The sequence below is a fragment of the Streptomyces sp. NPDC000345 genome, from assembly GCF_042898825.1.
Lineage (GTDB): Bacteria > Actinomycetota > Actinomycetes > Streptomycetales > Streptomycetaceae > Streptomyces.
In genome coordinates this window covers 133552-150536 of sequence record NZ_JBIAZE010000012.1, presented here as the reverse complement: position 1 = coordinate 150536, position 16985 = coordinate 133552, and the positions used below count along the sequence as shown (strand labels likewise).

Below are 16985 nucleotides of genomic sequence, written 5' to 3'. Positions count from 1 at the left end.
TTGTTTTTTTTGGTGTTTGTGGGTTTTTTTTGTTTTTTTTTTTTTTTTTTTTTTTTTTTTTTTTTTTTGTTTTTTTTTTTTTTGTTTTTGGGGGGGGGGGGGGGGGCCCCCCCCACGAAGCCATGCCCATGTCCGTCCGCTGACCGGACCTCGATATACCTCCAGGAGCCGCACGATGTCCTCCGCCTCCCTCAGCGGCGAGGACCTGTACGCGTGGCTGATGGCGCGCAGGCCCGGCCTCGTCGTCAACGAACGTGTCAAGCGGGACCAGGGCCTCGGCGACTTCGCCTGCCCGGAGCAGTCGGTTCCCGACGCTCCGCTGGACCGGCCGTGGGAGACCTGCGCCACCATGAACGGCCAGTGGGGCTACACCGGCTGGGCGGAGAACCTCTACCGGCCCGTCAAGGACATCATCCGGGAGATGGTCACCGTCATCTCCCGGGACGGCAACTACCTGCTCAACATCGGTCCCAAGGGCGACGGTTCCGTGACCGCCGGATCCGTGACCGTTCTGAACGGCCTTGCCTCGTGGATGGCCACCCACAGCGACAGCATCCACGGCACCAGCGGCAGCCCCTTCGCCACCGAACCGCCCTGGGGCAGGATCACCAAGAAGAACGGCAAGCTCTTCGCCCACGTCTTCGACTGGCCCACGGGCGGCACCCTGCAGATCCCGGCGGTGTACAACACGGTCAACCGCGTCTACCTGATGAACAACCCGGGCACCGACCTCAACCACTGGGTCAGCGGCGGGCAGATCAACGTCCAGGTGCCGACCTCCGCCCCCGACGCGAACGACTCCGTGGTCTGCGTGGAGGTCGACGGCATGCCGGCCGTCCTCGCCGACGGCGTCTACCGGCTGGTCTGCGCCCAGAGCGGCAAGGCCCTCGACAACGCCAACGTCGGCGGGGACGGCAGCCCGATCATCCAGTGGACCGTCAACGGCGGCACACCGCAGCAGTGGACGGTCACCGGCCTGGGCCACGGCTTCCACAAGCTGGTCTGCGTCCGCAGCGGCAAGGCCCTCGACGACAACGACAGCACCTCCGACAGCGCGGTGATGGTGCAGCGGACCGACAACGGCAGTCGCCGGCAGCAGTGGGCCGTCACCGCGCTGGGCGGCGGCGCGTACCGGCTCGTCAACCGGCACAGCGGCAAGGCGCTGGACAACTCCAACAACGCCGCGGACAACACCCGGGTCATCCAGTGGACCCCCAACGGCGGCGCCCCGCAGCAGTGGAACATGACCAAGGTCGGCTGAGCGTGCCCGGGGTGGCGCGCCACGGGCCCGTCACCCCGGCTCCGGCCGCTCATGTCCCGGGTCACGACCCGACCGAAAAGTCTGCGGCAACCTTTGTGCCGGCTGTGGCGACTGAGCCGTGCAACAGCGACACGCTCTTCCGAACGGATGAACATGCAGGAAACACGCCGGGCCGCGCGACAGCGCAGGCGCAGACGCGGGCTGATGGTGGGCACCACCACGGGGCTTGTCGTCACAGGTCTTCTCGTCTGCCTGGTCATGACGATGCGACCAGACGGCGAGGAGGACGCCGGGCGGGCCCCGGCCACCGCCGTCGCCAACTCACAGGAGACTCGGACGCCGACGTCGTCCGGCAGGACGTCCTCCCCACCCTCCCCGTCCGCCGTCTCCGCGTCCCCGTCGGCGAGCGCCACGACCCCGAAGGCCTCCGCGACCCCGTCCGCGGCACCGTCGGCGGCCTCCCCGCGGAAGGCTCCCGCCACGTCGTCCTTGGCCGGACGGATCCGGCCCAAGGTCACCTACCGAGGAGTCGCCACCGTCTACAAGGCCGGGGTGGGGGACGGCGCCTGCTCGTACGGCCCCAGCGCCGACATGATGATCGCGGCGATGAACACCACCGACTACGAGACGTCCAAGGCCTGCGGGGCTTACGTACGCGTCCGGGCGGCGAACGGCGCCTCCGTCACCGTCCGGATCACCAACGAATGCCCGCTGCCCTGCGCACCCGGGCAACTCGACCTCAGCGAACAGGCCTTCGCCGAACTGGCCCCCACCTCGACCGGCCGGCTCGCGATCACCTGGAGCCTGCTGAGCCCCGACGCACCGGGCACGATCTCGATCCGCTACAAGAACGGATCCAGCCCCTACTGGTGCGGCATCCAGGCGATCGGCCACCGCAACCCGCTCGCCCGTCTGGAGGTCCGCACCAGCGGCGGCTGGCGCCAACTGGCCCGCACCGACTACAACTACTTCCTCTCGCCTGACGGCAGCGGATGCGGCGGCGCGATCAGGATCACCGACATCTTCGGAGAACGGCTGACCGTCGACGGGATCGCCCTGCGGCCGGAAGCCGTGCAGCCGACACGGGTCCAGTTCGCCCGGCACTGACCGCGCCGTCCCACCCTGCCGCCCCCGCGAACGGAACACCCGCGGGGGCGGCGGCAGCCGGATCATCGATCACGACCCGGTGGGGGCACGCGGCAGGCCACGGCGGTGAATCCTCACGGAGTGGGCCGGCGTGTGTCAGGCCGTGGTGCAGGCGGTGCCGTTCAGGCTGTAGCCGGAGGGCTTGGCGAAGGTGCCGCCGTAGGTGCCCTGGAACCCGAAGGACACCTGGCCGCCGGCCGCGATCTCCCCGTTGTGGGCCACGTTGCCCGCCGTGACGGTTCCCGACGACGGGGAGACGTTCGCGTTCCAGGCCTGGGTGATCTGCTGCCCGGAGGGCAGGGCGAAGGCCAGCTTCCAGCCGCTCACCGGGGAGGAGCCGGTGTTGGTGATGGTGACCTCGGCGGTGAAGCCGCCCTGCCAGACGTTCGTCGCGTACGAGACCTTGCACGCCGTGGAGCCTCCCGGGCCGCCCGGGTCACCGGACGAGCCCGTGTTCACCGTCGAGGAGAACGAGGTCACGGCGAGGCCCGTGCCGTTCCGCCACGGCTCGAAGCCGGCCTGAACACTCGTCAGGTACCAGCTGTTCTGCGCCAGTCCCCGGGAGACGGCCTGCCGGGCGAAGTCCAGCACGTCGAACGTCCAGTTGGTGATCGACGAGGGTGCCACGAACGACAGCACGTCGTTGGAGCCGTTGTTGCCGGACCACACCTGCCACTGGCGCCCGCCCACGGTGGCGGTGCCGACCTCGGAGCCCACGGGCTGGACCGATCCGACCTTGTTGAACCAGACCATGATCTCGGTCCGGTTCACGCCGTCGGTGCGGGGCGTGGGGTCGAGCCAGATGTCGTACGCGGCGTCGTACGCCCCGTCACTCACATAGCTGTACGAAATGCTCGTGGGCGCGGTGGAGATGGTGCGGAGCTGGGCGGGGAGGTTCGTACCGGGCGAGCAGTTGGTGTAGTGACAGCCGTTGTACACGGACGGGTAGGACTTCGGGGCACCGTTCGTGGGGACGGACCCGTCGGCCTGGGTGATCCTGAACCCCGAGTCGGTGACGGCGATGCACTGGGTGTCGCTCGTGCCCCAGCGGTTGTTCTGGACGACGTAGCGGCCCTGGATCGTCGTCGACCCGAACTGTTCGCAGATCGTGGTGTCGGCCTGCGCCACCGACGCCGTGGTCAGGAGTGCGGCGAGCGAGACGAGCGAGGTGAGCAGCGCGCCGAGCAGGCCACGCGCGCGGTGGGCATGGTGCGTTGAAGGTCGCATGCGAATCCTCTGAGAGGGATGGGGGGAGGGGAGCACTCCTGCATCTCTTGAATGGGAGCGCTCCCATTGCCTCGTTCGCAGGGGACTGTAGGGACGGATCAGGTCCCTGACAAGGCTTCCGGCGGGACGCCGTCGAAGCGATTTCGAAGACGCAGGTGGGGAGAGGGGCGCGGGGGCACACCGCACCGGGACCGGGGGTGCTCCCCGGAACATCACCCGGCGGCGGTCACGTCGATTCGCGCACGACCAGCTCCGTACGGAGGATGACGTGCCGCCACGCCACGGCACCCTCCTCCATCTCCTCCAGGAGCAGCCGGACCATGGCATGCCCGATCTCCTCGATCGGCTGACGCACCGTGGTCAGCCGCGGTTCGGTCCGCTGCGCCAGGGGGAAGTCGTCGAATCCGATCACGGCGACGTCCTCGGGCACCCGGCGTCCGGCCGCGCGCAGCGCCTCCAGAGCACCCGCGGCCGTGGTGTCCGACGCGGCGAGGACGCCGTCGATGTCCGGATGCCGTGCGATGAGCTCGGCCATGGCGCGGCGTCCGCTCTCCGCCGTGAAGTCGCTCTCGGCGACACGGGTCCGCTCGCCCTTCAGGCCCGACACCGCAAGGGCCTCCTGGTAGCCGCGCAGCCGGCACTGGGCGACGTACATGTCGAGCGGCCCGGTGATGGTGGCTATCACCCTGCGGCCCCGTTGCAGAAGGTGCGAGACGGCGCTGCGGGCTCCGCCGATGTTGTCCGCGTCGACGTAGCTGACGTACTCGTCGCCCGACCGGCGCCCCAGCAGCACGGTCGGCAACCGGGCCTCGGCGAGCATGTCCGGCAGCGGATCGCCGGCGCGCACGGACATCAGCAGGACACCGTCGACCCGGCCGCCGCGCGCGTACTCGAGGAAACGCTGCCGGTCGGCGTCCGACCGGACCAGGGTCAGCAGCAACTGCATCCCGGTGTCCGTCAGCGCGTCCCCGAGTGAGCGGACGATCTCGGAGAAGAAGGGCTCCGCGAACGACCGCCAGTCCGGCTCCGTCACGACCAGGGCGACGGCGTCGGCCCGCCGCCCGGCCAGTGAACGGGCCGCGAGATTGGGCACGTACCCCAGTTCCTCGATGGCCCGCCGCACGGCCCGGCGCGTCGACTCCTTCACCCCTGCCGCGTTGTTGATGACGCGGGATACCGTGCCCCGTCCCACCCCGGCACGGGCGGCCACCTCCTCCAGCGTCGGCGTCCCCGGGCGTCGTCTTCCCATGACCACCTCCCCCCACGAGATCACCGATCTTACGGGCCGGAGGTAATCGAACACACTGAATCCAATGGGAGCGCTCCCATCGTGGAGACCGAGGCGGGTGCGGTCAAGTCGTTGAGGAGTTGAAAGTTCGAACTGAACCGTTCCGGCGAAAAGTTTCGCAACGACCCTATGAAAGTCCCCCGGTTGGCGCTAACTTCCTCGGCACCAGTGGGAGCGGTTCCATCAACTCGACGCGTCCGTCACGGCGCGCCAAGCTGCAAGGACTCGCTCATGCGACACCCCCCGCGTTCAGTACTTTTAGCCGGCGACGGCGCGCTCGTGCTTGCCGCGAGCGCCCTCCCGCCGGTCGTCCCCGCCCAGGACGTCCCGTCCGCGTGCACGGCCGAGTACGCCGTCACCAGCCAGTGGGACACCGGCCCCCGCAGCTCCGCGCGGATCACCCGCAGCGGCTCCCCGGGGTTCCGGTGCGAGCGGCACCGCCGGTCTCACGGGCTCCTGTACCGAGGAACGCTCCACCCTCACCGCGTACGGCGGCGGGTCGCGCGACCGTTCGCGCGCCGCCATCCGTGATCCCCCACCGAGAGAAGGAATCCCTCACCCATGAGTCGTACCAGGACATCGCTGCTCGCCGCCCTGGCGCTGGTCGCCGGGGTGCCGGGGACGGCGCTCCTCGCCGGCCCGGCCGCCGCCGTTTCCGCCACCCCCTGCACGGTGGACTACAAGGTCCAGAGTCAGTGGGACACCGGCTTCACCGCAGCCGTCACGATCACCAACAACGCCGCGGGCAAGTCGGGTTGGTCGGTCAAGTGGTCCTACGCCGGGAACCAGAAGGTCACGAACGGCTGGAACGCGCGCGTCAGCCAGAACGGTGCCGAGGTCACCGCCACCGACGCGGGCTACAACTCCACCCTCCCCAGCGGCGGTTCGGTCAGCTTCGGTTTCAACGCCTCCTACAGCGGCAGCAACGCCGTACCCGCCACGTTCTCGCTCGACGGCGTCGCGTGCAACGCCGACAGCGGAGGCGGCACCGGGGGCGGGGGCACGGGTGGCGGTGGAGGGGGCGGCACCGGCAACCGGGCCGACAACCCCTACGTCGGCGCCAAGGTGTACGTGAACCCCGAGTGGTCGGCCAAGGCCGCCGCCGAGCCGGGCGGCAGCCGCATCGCGAACCAGCCCACCGCCGTGTGGCTCGACCGGATCGCCGCCGTCGACGGCGTCAACGGCGGAATGGGACTGCGCGCCCATCTCGACGAGGCGCTGAAGCAGAAGGGCGCGGGCGAGCTGGTCGTCCAGCTGGTCGTCTACGACCTGCCCGGGCGCGACTGCGCCGCCCTCGCCTCCAACGGCGAGCTGGGACCCGACGACCTCGCCACGTACAAGTCCCGGTACATCGACCCCATCGCGTCGATCCTGTCCGACGCCAAGTACGCGGGCCTGCGGATCGCCACCGTCATCGAGCCCGACTCGCTGCCCAACCTGGTCACCAACGCCGGCGGCACCAACACCACCACCGACGCCTGCGTGACCATGAAGAGCAACGGCAACTACGAGAAGGGCGTCGGCTACGCGCTGGACAAGCTGGGCGCCATCCCGAACCTCTACAACTACATCGACGCCGCCCACCACGGCTGGCTCGGCTGGGACAGCAACCTCGGTCCCGCGGTGCAGGAGTTCCACAAGGTCGCGACGACGAACGGCGCGAGCGTGAACGACGTGGCCGGCTTCATCGTCAACACCGCGAACTACAGCCCCACCAAGGAGCCGTACCTCAAGGTCACCGACACGGTGAACGGTCAGACCGTCCGCCAGGCGAAGTGGGTGGACTGGAACCAGTACGTGGACGAGCAGTCCTATGCCCAGGCGCTGCGCGACAAGCTCGTCGCGGCCGGGTTCGACTCCGGCCTCGGCATGCTGATCGACACCTCCCGCAACGGCTGGGGCGGCTCCGCCCGGCCCGCCGGTCCCGGTCCGCAGACCACCGTGGACGGCTACGTCGACGGCAGCCGCATCGACCGGCGGATCCACGCCGGCAACTGGTGCAACCAGAGCGGAGCGGGTCTCGGAGAGCGGCCGACCGCGGCTCCGGCCGCCGGCATCGACGCCTACGTGTGGGTCAAGCCGCCGGGGGAGTCGGACGGCAACAGCGCCGTGGTCCCCAACGACGAGGGCAAGGGATTCGATCGCATGTGCGACCCCACGTACGGCGGCAACCCCCGCAACGGCAACAACCCCACGGGCGCGCTGGCGGACTCGCCGCTGGCCGGACACTGGTTCTCCGCCCAGTTCCAGCAGCTGATGTCGAACGCGTACCCGCCCCTGTCGTGACCCGCTGACGCGGTGCGTGTCCGCCGGGGTCCGTCCCTGCTCAGAAGCTTCGGGGGAGGGACCCCGGCGGACCCCGTCAGCGGCACTCGCGGGCAGGGAACGTCCGCGGCCGCCGTCGGCAACCCGCACCCGCGGGGCCTGCGCCGACGGCGGTCCGCTGGCCGCTGAGGTCCCCTCCGTGGCCGCACGGGTCAGTTCGCGCCCGGCCCCCGTCTCCGTAGGTTCCCCGCAACACCTGTTACGTCGGGGAACGGAGCGCAGGATGAGCGAGAACCAGTACGACACGTGTGTCATAGGGGCGGGTCCCGCGGGGCTGGCGGTCGCGAGGGCGCTGGCGGAGCGCGGCCTGCCGTACACGCACATCGAGCGCCACACCGGGCCGGGCGGCCTGTGGGACATCGACAACCCGGGCAGTCCGATGTACGAGTCCGCCCACTTCATCTCCAGCAGGACCCTGTCCGGATTCGGCGGATACCCCATGCCGGACCACTTCGCCGACTATCCGCCGCACGGGCAGATCCTGTCCTACCTGACGTCCTTCGCCCAGGCGTACGGGCTGGCCGAGCGGATCGAGTTCGGCACCGAGGTCCGCGGCGTGGAGAAGAACGAGGGCGGCACGTGGACCGTCACCCGGGCCGACGGGAGGCGGAGCGTGCACCGTCAGGTCGTCGTGTGCACGGGTGCACAGTGGTATCCCAACGTGCCCGACCTGCCCGGTGACTTCTCCGGCGAGGTCCGCCACACGCTCACCTACCGCAGCAGCGACGAACTGCGCGGAAAACGGGTGCTGGTGGTCGGCGCGGGGAACTCCGGCCTGGACATCGCCTGCGACGCGGCCCGGTCCGCCGACCGCGCGGTGATCAGCATGCGACGCGGCTACTGGTTCATCCCGAAGCATCTGTTCGGCCGCCCGGTGGACACCATCGCGGCGGGCGGACCGCACGTCCCCGTGTGGCTGCAGCAGAAGCTGTTCGGCGGTCTCCTGCGGATCCTCAACGGCGATCCGCGCCGCCTTGGCCTGCAGAAGCCCGACCACAGGCTGTTCGAGACCCACCCCGCCATCAACTCGATGCTGATCCACCACCTGCAGCACGGGGACATCACGGCCAAGCCCGGGATCGCCGGCACCGACGGCAGGACGGTGCACTTCACCGACGGTACGAGGGACGACTTCGACCTGATCCTGCTGGCCACGGGATACATCCACAAAGTGCCCGTGGCGCAGCGGTACTTCGGCGACGAGCAGCATCCGGACCTGTACCTGTCGGCGTTCTCCCGCGAGCACGAGGGCCTGTTCGGCGTCGGCTTCGTCGAGACCAACTCCGGCGCCTATCAACTCTTCGACACCCAGGCCCAGTTGATCGCCTCCTTCATCCACGACGGGAACAGCGGGCTGCCGACCGCCGAACGATTCGCCCGTATGGTCCGCAGCGACCGTCCCGACCTCTCCGGAGGCCTGAAGTTCGTCGACTCGCCGCGCCACTCCGGGTACGTCCACAGCGAGGCCTTCGCGAAGTACCTCCTCAAGGTCGCCGCCTCACTGGGCTGGCGCACCGAGGGACGGCCGCCCCGGCTCACGTCCGTGCCGCGCGAGGCGGTGGCGTCGTGACGTACGACTTCCGCGACAAGATCATCGTGGTCACGGGCGGTGCCGGGGGCATCGGCGGGGCCCTGTGCCACCGGTTCGCCAGGGGCGGTGCCCGCCTCGTCGTGGTCGACATCGACGAGGTGCGGGCCCAGCGGACGGCCGCCGACCTGCACGGCAGCGGACACCTCGGGCTGGGCTGCGACCTGCTGGAGCGCGCCGCCGTGGAGGAGATGGCGGATCGCGTCGCCGCCACCCACGGCCGGATCGACGTCCTGGTCAACAACGTCGGCATGACCAGTTCCGAACGCTTCGACGTGCGCAGCCTCGAAAGCATCGAAAAGGAGATCAACCTCAACCTGGTCTCGCCGCTGATCACCACACGGGTCGCCGTACCGCTGCTGAAGGCCTCCGACGATCCCCGGGTCGTCACCACAGTGTCCCTCGGGGGCATCTTTCCGCTGGGCGAGACCCCCATCTACACCGCGTCCAAGTTCGGTCTGCGCGGTGCGATGCTCGCCATCGGGCTGGACCTGCGGGGCAAAGGCATCCAGGCCGGCTCGGTGCTGCCGTCGGCGACCGACACGCGGATGCTGCGGCAGGAGGCGGTGGACGGCGGGAACTCCCTGCAGTTCCAGGAGCCGCCGCAGCAGCCGTCCGACGTCGTCCGGGCGGTCGTGAGCCTGCTGGACAAGCCACGCCTCGAGGCCTACGTGCGGCCCCGCGAATCCCGTCTCGTACGGGCCGCGATGCTGGCCCCGAACCTGCTCCCGAGGCTCTTCCCGCTGTTCCGCAAGCGCGGTGAGCGCGGCATGGCCCAGTACCTGGAGGACCTGCGCCGCAGGGGACTGGCGCGCCGGACCGGAGGACGCTGGGAACTGGTGGAGGAAGCATGAGCGGGGAGGAACTGCGCCTCGTCAACCCGGCGACGGGCGAGCTGATCGCGACGATGCCGGCCGCGAGCGCGGCTGACGTGGCGGCGGCGTCCGCACGCGCGCACCAGGTGTTCGCGAGCGGTGTCTGGTCGGGGAGGTCGCCGCGCGAGCGCGCCGCGGTACTGCTGCGGCTGGCCGACTTGATGGAGTGCCACGCCGAGCGGCTGGCAAGGCTGGACAGCGAGGACGCGGGAAAACCGATCACGGAGTGCCGGTCGGGCGACGTCCCCGGGGCCGTCGAGTCGATCCGGTGGTTCGCGGAGGCGGCCGACAAGGTCTTCGGGCGCGTGGCACCCACCGGTCACGAAAGTCTCGGGCTGACGGTCCGGGAACCGGTCGGTGTGGCCGCCGCGATCCTGCCCTGGAACTACCCGCTGGCCATGGCCACCTGGAAGGTGGGACCGGCCCTCGCGGCGGGCAACAGCCTGCTGCTCAAACCCGCCGAGGCGACCCCGCGCTCCGCCCTGCACCTGGCCGAGCTCGCCGCGGCCGCGGGCCTGCCCGACGGCGTGCTGACCGTGCTCCCCGGGTACGGCTCCGTCACCGGTACGGCACTCGCCCGCGACCCGCTGGTGCGCGCGCTGTCGTTCACCGGCTCCACGGCCACGGGACGGCGCGTCCTCGCCGACGCGGCGGAGACCAACTTCAAGCGGGTCTCCCTGGAGATGGGGGGCAAGAGCCCCCAGATTTTGATGCCGGACGCGCTGGGCTTCGGCGACGAGCTGATCGACAACATGATCGAGGCCGCGTTCCTGACCATGGGACAGAACTGTACGGCGGGCTCCCGCGTCCTGGTCCATCACAGCATCGCCGAGGAGGTGCTGCACCGGTTCACCACCGCCGCGAAGGGCCTGGTCGTCGGCGATCCCGCCGACGCACGCACACAGGTGGGGCCGCTCGTCAGCCGGGCCGCCTTCGACCGGGTGGCGGCGGCGGTGGACGGGGCCCGCTCCGCCGGGGCCGGGATTCACAGCGGTGGCCTGCCCCACGGCCTGCCCGCACGGGGCGCCTATTACCCGCCCACCGTGATCAGCGGGGCCCCTGAGGACAGCGACGTGCTCACCAAGGAGCTGTTCGGCCCCGTCGTCACCGTCCAGACCTTCGGCTCCGAGGACGAGGCGATACGCCGGGCCAACGCCACCGAGTACGGGCTCGCCGCATCGGTGTGGACCCGCGACCTGGACGCGGCGCTGCGGCTGGCGCGTGGCGTGGAAGCCGGCGTGGTCTCCGTCAACGCCTACAGCGAGGGGGACATCACCACCCCCTTCGGCGGCTGGAAGCAGTCCGGCTTCGGAGGGGCGGAGAAGTCCACCGACGCCTTCGCCCAGTGGACCAGGGAGAAGACGGTCTGGATCCGTACCCGTTGACCGGAGGAGGGCGCCCGGGTCAGGGGCGGGCGCGCCCTTCCGGCTCGCCGGTCTCCCCGCGCAGCCTTGCCGGAGTGACCCCGTGCCAGCGGTGCACCGCCCGGCGCAGGGCGCGCACGTCGGAGAACCCCGCCTGCCGGGCGATGTCCCGCAGGGTGGTCTCCGGTCGCAGCAGCAGCTGCTCGACCCGTTCGCGCCGTACTCCGTCGACGATCGCCTCGTACGTCGTACCGCACTCGGCCAGACGGCGCCGCAGGGTGCGTTCGCTGGAGGAGTGCCGACGGGCCTGCTCGACGAAGGACGGCACGTCCGGGAGGCTCTGCGCGATCGAGATCTCCAGGACCTCCAGCAGGTCCTGCTGGTCGCGGCGCGACGCCAGCTGCTGCTCCAGCAGCTCCATGACGGCCGCGTAGGTGACGGGATCACGGCCCGGCATGGGCCGGCGGGCCCATCGCGTGGAGAAGACCATGCGGTTCTCCGCGGCGGCGAAACGCACCGGGCAGCGGAACAGCTCGGCGAACCGATGGGTGTCGCGGGGGGTGGGGAAGGCGAACTCGACGCTCTGCGGGGCGAATTCGTCGCCGGCGCTCAGGCGGGTGAGAGTGACGACGCTGGCGAACGCCTCCTCCACGAGGAAGACGGCGACCGCCGGATCGAGGGCGGGGTCGGGCAACGCGGCCCGCAGCACATAGCCCGCGTCCTCGGGCCGGGCCGACCAGACCACCATGGCCCCGGACAGGTTCTGGAAGCGCACCCCGGTCTCGATGGCGTCCCGTAGCGTCTCGGCGGCCAGCAGGGCGAAACCGGGCAGCCCCCATGCGGTGAGATGCTGGGCCGCGCCCACGCGCAGACCCAGATGCGCCTCACCGGTGAGTTCCACCGCCCGCCGGATGACGGCGCTGCCCTGCCGGTAGGAGACCCGCAGGACGGCCGACCGCATCACGCCGCGGTCCAGGCCCACGGCCGTCAGCAGGGGCTGAAGATCGAGGCCGTACTCATCGGCGACCAGGGAGAGGTAGCGCAGGATGTTCGGCGGAATGGTGGCCGAGGTACTGCGGCTGGTTCCGGGCGAGGACGTCGGGAGGGGCTTGCCGGGCATGCGGTTCCTTGCGGCCAAGGGACGAAACGCGAACCGTACCTCACGCCCTCGGCGTGCGGAAATGACAGGTCCGGCGCCGTGCGGCGACGGCCCGCAGCGCGGCCTCCGGGGTGGGCGTCGGAAAGGCGGACGCCTGCGGCGAGCGGACGGCGGGCGCCCTGCGGCGGCCGCGGCCGCCCTCTCCCACGCCGGCCAGGAGCGTGAGGTGACGCTCACGACGCCGAGGCCACGACCGGGGCGTTCATCCCTTCGTGCGTCGGGCCCCGCCGGCTCGTGGCGGCTGATCGGATCGACGGGCGGCGCCTCGACGCCGTGGACCGCGTGGGACTGACCGAAACCCCTCGGGTGAGAACCCCGGCCGGGATAGCCGAACAAGAGGGCGGGTAACCGGAAGTGGCTCGCACGACCCTGGGGGACGCGGTGATCAAAGTGCTGGTGGTGCACGACACCTGCCTGCTGCGGCAGGCACTGGCCATTTCGTTGTGCCGGGAGCAGGACCTGGAGGTGAGCGCGGCGTCCTGGTCGGACGCGGTGACCGAGCTGGTCTCCTGGCGGCCGCGGGTGTGCGTGGCGGACGTGGACGGTACGGAACCGGCGGCCACGCTCTCGCAGTTGGCGCCGCTGGCCGAGCGCGCGGCGGAGCGGAGATGCGGCCTGCTTCTCCTGACCTCCCCCAGCAGACCGGGGCTGCTGCATCGCGTGTCCCGGGCGCGGGCCCTCGGATATGTCAGCAAGGGGGAGCCCTGCGAGGCGCTCGTGGGAGCCGTCAGACGGGTTGCGCGGGGGGAGCCCTTCGTGGACACCTCGTTGGGCTGGGACTTTCTGCAAGCGGCCCGGGTCCCGCTGACGGAGCGGGAGTTGAGCGTGCTGTCGCTGGCCTCGCGGGGAGCTTCCGTCGCGGAGATAGCGGGAGACCTGCACCTGACGCACGGCACCGTGCGCAACTACCTGTCGACCATCACCCGCAAGACAGGGGCTCGCAACCGTGTCGACGCCATCCGCATCTCCCAGGAGGCGGGCTGGGTGTGAGCCGGGCGTGGCTCATGAGCGGACAGGTGCCGTTCACCGGGGCCCGCCGGCCGCCCTCCACCACGAACGCCGCCGTGTCCATACGGCCCACCACGTCTCGGTGGAGAGTCGAGCGGACCAGCGGTTCGGCGGCGATGAGCGCGCCCATCAGGGCCACGACCAGCAGGATCCACCGACCGGCCGACGGCGGCTGCCGGCCGGTCAGCAGCGGGTCCGGGGCGGCCCGGCGGACTGGGCAGGGCCGGTTCCGCGGCTGCGGGTGGCCACGCCGACCGGACACAGCGCGGTGCGGCGGCCGGCGCTGTGACGCACCGCCTCCCGCAGCGAGCGGGGAGCCGAAGGAGCCGGCTTCGTCGCGGCGAAGGGCGCCCCTGCGCATCGCTTCGGCCTTCCCGGGAAGGGGACGAGGCCCCGGCGGTGACTGGGCGGTCCCCCGGACGACGGCAGTCGCCCGGGGGACCGGCCCCGGTCCGTCACCCGTGCTCTGCCGCCGCACGGGTGGCCGGGCGGCGGGGCAGGAAGGTCACAGACACAGGGTGGTGGACGACGTGCTCGCGGAGCACAGCAGCAGGCTCGCGCTGCTGACCGTGGAAGCGGCGTCGTCCTGCGACTCCGGCGCTTCGGGAGTCTCGAGGGTCTGCAGGTCGAGCAAGGTCATGGTGCGTCCTTTCGGCTGGTTGCCGCGTCCGTTCGCGCCTCCCCGCGGCGCCGCCCCTCCGGGTTGCCGTCGGTGCGGTGCGCGGGTGAGATCCGTACGGATGCGGCGGGTGCGAGTGGATCTTCCGTTTCGGCCCCCCGGTGAGGGGACCGGCTCTGGGGCCGCCGGAGCGGCGCGAGGAAGGGAAAGCAGGCCGGCCGCTCGTCGAGAGCGGCGCCGATCGCCAGCAGACAGCCAGCCGTCCCCGTGGCGAGGTCCATCGACAGGCGCATCACCTGGTCGCCGGCGAAGGCCAGGTGTCCGTGCCAGGGCACCGCGTGCCAGGACAGCAGGGAGAGCTGGTCGGCCAGCCGGCGGGGATCGGCCTCGGGAGTGGTGGTGCGGGCCAGGTGCAGCACCATGCCCGCGCGTCCGCCGAAGAGCCCCGACTGGGCGTAGAAGCGTGAGGTGGCGGCGGGAAGGATGGCGCTACGGGCCCGGGCGAAGACCTGGTCGTCGTGGCGGGCGAGGTAGTCGTCGAGCACCATGGCGATGCCCACGCTGCCCTGGCCGAGATACGGCATGGAGCGGCGGCCCTCGTCCACGGCCAGCGCGCCCGAGCGGTCCGTCGCGCAGTGCGCCAGGTCGGCGCGGAGGTGACGGGCGGCCAGTTCCAGCAGGGCCGGAGCCCCGGTGCGCTCGTACAGCCGGAGAAAACACAGAGCGGGACCGCTGGAGCCGTACAACAGACCTGCCCTGCGCGGCCCGCGGCCCGCCGCGTTCCCCCCTGCGGGAGCAGCCCCGAGCGGGCCGGCACCTTCCGGAAGGCGCTCGGCTCGGTCCGCGAGCAGCTGGACCGCCTCGAGGGCGCTGTCGTGCAGGGCCGCCTCTCCCGTGGCACGGGACAGCCCGTCCAGAGCGAGCGCGACCCCGGCCAGTCCTTCGTACAGATCGGGCCCCAGGCGCTGCCACCGCTCGCCCAGTACGCGCTCGGTCAGTTTCAGCGCGTGTCCGGTGTGGCCGAGGCGCGCCAGGACCCAGGCGGTGCCGAGCAGCCCGTCGAACAGGCCGAGGGGAGTCCCGGGCGCGGGCGCCGCGGTCTGCCGCAGCAGCCACTCCTCACCGGGTTCATGGCGTGGACACCCGGTCTCGGCGAGGGCGTACAGGACGCCCGCCGCCCCGTGCGCCAGGCCGGTGCCGCCCCCGTCCTTGAACTGGTCGACGTCACCGGGGAACAGGCGGTCGTCGCGCTCCGGCGTGGCGCTCGCGACGATCGCCCGGTACATCGAGGCCCTGCTGCGGGGCCAGTCGCCCGGCTCGACCGGCAGGTGGCGTTCGCCGCCACGACGATCGCTCCTGGGCGCACCGGTTCGGGGCGACCGCGGCGTTCCCGTGATCTCGTCCACGGCGTCGGTCAGGAAGGCGCGCGGCACGGGGAACTCCCCGGCGGCCGCGTCGGCCAGGTGGGCGGCCTTGCCGCGGTCGACGGCGAACAGCGTCGTCAGGGGAAGGAAGAGCGCGATGCGCAGGCACGCCAGGGCGTAACGGTCGATGGCGAAGCCGTGGCGGTCGGCCGGCGCGAGGAAGCCCGGGTGGGCGACGACCTGCCGTCGCCCCTCGTCCACGTGCGCGGCGGCCTCGAAGTCGATCAGCCGCACGGACTCCCCGTCCGGGCCGATCAGGATGTTGAACAGGTGCAGGTCGTTGAAGACGACCCCGCGCGCGTGCAGGGTGGCGACGGCCTCCTCGACGGACCGGTGCACGCGCAGCGCCCACGCGGTGTAGTCGGCGAGCACCCCGGGGCCGGGGTCGGCGACGAGCAGCGGATGGCGCCGGCCGAAGGACGAGTTGAGCGTGTTCCCCTCCAGGTGCTCCATCACCAGGAAGCGGTGGTCACCGAGCAGGAACCAGTCCCGGACCTCCGGTGCCACGCCCGATCCGGACAGGCGTTCCAGGGCCGCGCGTTCGCGCTCCAGCCGGGTGACGGCGTCCGCCCCGTCCGCTGCCAGACCGGCGTGCGGGCGTGCCTCCTTGAGCACGACCTTCTCGCCGGTCCGCAGATCGTGGCCGGCGTAGACGCCACCCCCGTTGGAGAAGTGCAGCGCCCGCTCGATCCGGTAGGGCAGGCCGCTGAGGGTCGTGGCGTTGCGGGCGGCCAGCTCCGGCTCGAGGAAGGCGGGCAGGACCACCCATTCCGGCACGTGAAACACCGGGTCCCTGCGGTCGGGCACCAGCCGGCCGCTGCCGTCCTCGACAGCCGGGACGAGCCGCCCGTCGGCGCCCGGGCAGAACCGCTGGACGAAACCGCCGTACCTTACATACAGCGGTCCTCGTCGCCAGCGCAGGTCGGTGAGGATGTAGGGCCCCGGCTCCCCGTCCAGCAGGTCCCCCAACTCCCGCAGGACGCTGTGCAGTTGTTCCTCATCGCGTGGATAGAGCGTGGCGAACTTCCCGCTGCCGCCCCTCCCGGCGTACTTCGAGTTCCTCAGGAAGAGGTGGTGCGGCCCGGGGACGAACTTGAACGGAATCCTGTGGGAGACGCAGTAGTCCCAGACCACGCCGGCCGTCGTCCCGGCGTTGTCCAGGCAGGCCGACACATGGACCTTCCAGCCCTGCGCGGGGGCGCTCCCGTCGACCGGTGACAGATGCAGCCAGTCACCGGACAGGTGCCGGCGCCAGCCGTCCGGCGCGGGCCGGCGGGCGGGCTCGTAGTGACGGGGCATGCCGTCGCCGGCACCGAAGAGGCGGTCCGGTGTCTCGTAGAAGTGCTCGTCGGCGAGGCAGAAGACCTCGTATCGCTTCTCCATGGGCCACCTTCCGCTGGACCTCACCAGAATCCGGGGCCGGGTGGGCGGCGAACAGTCACAGCTGTCATCGGTCACCCATGACAAACGCAGCAGTGGCGGCCGGACCCTGCTTCCGGGCCCCGCGAACACGGCGTCCCCGGCGGCACCCTGACCTTCTCGCCGTCCAGGCAACGTCCGCCACCGCTCGGGGGACCCGTCCGATCCCTCCTCGGCGCGCGCGGGGCACTGGCGGACACCCCGGTTTTCCAGGCGAGGCCGCCGTGAGCACGGGCCGTCGCCGGCATCTCGTCGCCTGGCGGCCTCCCCTGGGCGGTGGAA

The 16985-nt window shown here is 71.1% G+C and carries 13 protein-coding genes; 8 read left to right on the top strand and 5 right to left on the bottom strand.

All coding sequences use genetic code 11. The annotated features are described in order from the left end of the window. Nucleotides 1-175 precede the first annotated feature (175 nt). Complete coding sequence (locus ACFY30_RS27355) at nucleotides 176-1261, top strand: RICIN domain-containing protein (protein WP_390847789.1); 1086 nt, start codon at nucleotides 176-178, stop codon at nucleotides 1259-1261. 147 nt (nucleotides 1262-1408) lie between these two features. Beyond that, complete coding sequence (locus ACFY30_RS27350; RefSeq protein WP_390847788.1) at nucleotides 1409-2368, top strand: expansin EXLX1 family cellulose-binding protein; 960 nt, start codon at nucleotides 1409-1411, stop codon at nucleotides 2366-2368. Nucleotides 2369-2503: 135 nt separating this feature from the next. Here the strand turns inward: ACFY30_RS27350 and ACFY30_RS27345 are convergent, their stop codons facing one another. Both ACFY30_RS27345 and ACFY30_RS27340 read right to left on the bottom strand, forming a co-directional pair. Beyond that, entirely contained in the window at nucleotides 2504-3634 is a 1131-nt protein-coding gene (locus ACFY30_RS27345) for a cellulose binding domain-containing protein (protein WP_390847787.1), read from the bottom strand. Nucleotides 3635-3860: 226 nt separating this feature from the next. Next, entirely contained in the window at nucleotides 3861-4883 is a 1023-nt protein-coding gene (locus tag ACFY30_RS27340) for a LacI family DNA-binding transcriptional regulator (protein ID WP_390847786.1), read from the bottom strand. Between the two features lie 600 nt (nucleotides 4884-5483). Here ACFY30_RS27340 and ACFY30_RS27335 point away from each other — a divergent pair. The 4 genes from ACFY30_RS27335 (at nucleotide 5484) to ACFY30_RS27320 (ending at nucleotide 11095) form a co-directional block, all read left to right on the top strand. Then, complete coding sequence (locus tag ACFY30_RS27335) at nucleotides 5484-7208, top strand: glycoside hydrolase family 6 protein (protein ID WP_390847785.1); 1725 nt, start codon at nucleotides 5484-5486, stop codon at nucleotides 7206-7208. Between the two features lie 262 nt (nucleotides 7209-7470). Further along, nucleotides 7471-8817, top strand: coding sequence for a flavin-containing monooxygenase (locus ACFY30_RS27330; protein WP_390847784.1), 1347 nt, complete (start codon nucleotides 7471-7473; stop codon nucleotides 8815-8817). Then, complete coding sequence (locus ACFY30_RS27325; protein ID WP_390847783.1) at nucleotides 8814-9689, top strand: SDR family NAD(P)-dependent oxidoreductase; 876 nt, start codon at nucleotides 8814-8816, stop codon at nucleotides 9687-9689. The genes ACFY30_RS27330 and ACFY30_RS27325 overlap by 4 nt, the downstream gene beginning before the upstream one ends. Beyond that, nucleotides 9686-11095 carry an aldehyde dehydrogenase family protein gene (locus ACFY30_RS27320; protein WP_390847781.1) on the top strand — a complete coding sequence of 470 codons (1410 nt, stop codon included), beginning with the start codon at nucleotides 9686-9688 and terminating at the stop codon, nucleotides 11093-11095. The genes ACFY30_RS27325 and ACFY30_RS27320 overlap by 4 nt, the downstream gene beginning before the upstream one ends. Nucleotides 11096-11114: 19 nt before the next feature. Here ACFY30_RS27320 and ACFY30_RS27315 read toward each other — a convergent pair whose 3' ends face one another. Continuing rightward, entirely contained in the window at nucleotides 11115-12194 is a 1080-nt protein-coding gene (locus tag ACFY30_RS27315) for an AraC family transcriptional regulator ligand-binding domain-containing protein (protein WP_390847780.1), read from the bottom strand. 393 nt (nucleotides 12195-12587) lie between these two features. On the opposite strand from ACFY30_RS27315, the gene ACFY30_RS27310 reads away from it, so the two are divergent. Together ACFY30_RS27310 and ACFY30_RS27305 are read left to right on the top strand one after the other, a co-directional pair. Further along, on the top strand, nucleotides 12588-13223 hold the full coding sequence (locus ACFY30_RS27310) for a DNA-binding response regulator (protein ID WP_390847779.1): 636 nt from the start codon (nucleotides 12588-12590) through the stop codon (nucleotides 13221-13223). Between the two features lie 100 nt (nucleotides 13224-13323). Continuing rightward, entirely contained in the window at nucleotides 13324-13530 is a 207-nt protein-coding gene (locus ACFY30_RS27305) for a hypothetical protein (RefSeq protein WP_390847778.1), read from the top strand. 216 nt (nucleotides 13531-13746) lie between these two features. On the opposite strand, the gene ACFY30_RS27300 is transcribed toward ACFY30_RS27305, so the two are convergent. Continuing rightward, complete coding sequence (locus tag ACFY30_RS27300; RefSeq protein ID WP_390656935.1) at nucleotides 13747-13881, bottom strand: SapB/AmfS family lanthipeptide; 135 nt, start codon at nucleotides 13879-13881, stop codon at nucleotides 13747-13749. Then, nucleotides 13878-16667, bottom strand: a complete 2790-nt coding sequence (gene lanKC / locus ACFY30_RS27295; protein WP_390847777.1) for a class III lanthionine synthetase LanKC — start codon at nucleotides 16665-16667, stop codon at nucleotides 13878-13880. Before lanKC ends, ACFY30_RS27300 begins: the two co-directional genes overlap by 4 nt. Between the last annotated feature and the right edge of the window lie 318 nt (nucleotides 16668-16985).

Coding starts and splice junctions, on each gene's coding strand:
- lanKC (WP_390847777.1), bottom strand. CDS start 16,667: ATGGAGAAGCGATACGAGGTCTTCTGCCTCGCCGACGAGCACTTCTAC.
- ACFY30_RS27340 (WP_390847786.1), bottom strand. CDS start 4,883: ATGGGAAGACGACGCCCGGGGACGCCGACGCTGGAGGAGGTGGCCGCC.
- ACFY30_RS27330 (WP_390847784.1), top strand. CDS start 7,471: ATGAGCGAGAACCAGTACGACACGTGTGTCATAGGGGCGGGTCCCGCG.
- ACFY30_RS27335 (WP_390847785.1), top strand. CDS start 5,484: ATGAGTCGTACCAGGACATCGCTGCTCGCCGCCCTGGCGCTGGTCGCC.
- ACFY30_RS27355 (WP_390847789.1), top strand. CDS start 176: ATGTCCTCCGCCTCCCTCAGCGGCGAGGACCTGTACGCGTGGCTGATG.
- ACFY30_RS27345 (WP_390847787.1), bottom strand. CDS start 3,634: ATGCGACCTTCAACGCACCATGCCCACCGCGCGCGTGGCCTGCTCGGC.
- ACFY30_RS27320 (WP_390847781.1), top strand. CDS start 9,686: ATGAGCGGGGAGGAACTGCGCCTCGTCAACCCGGCGACGGGCGAGCTG.
- ACFY30_RS27300 (WP_390656935.1), bottom strand. CDS start 13,881: ATGACCTTGCTCGACCTGCAGACCCTCGAGACTCCCGAAGCGCCGGAG.
- ACFY30_RS27315 (WP_390847780.1), bottom strand. CDS start 12,194: ATGCCCGGCAAGCCCCTCCCGACGTCCTCGCCCGGAACCAGCCGCAGT.
- ACFY30_RS27350 (WP_390847788.1), top strand. CDS start 1,409: ATGAACATGCAGGAAACACGCCGGGCCGCGCGACAGCGCAGGCGCAGA.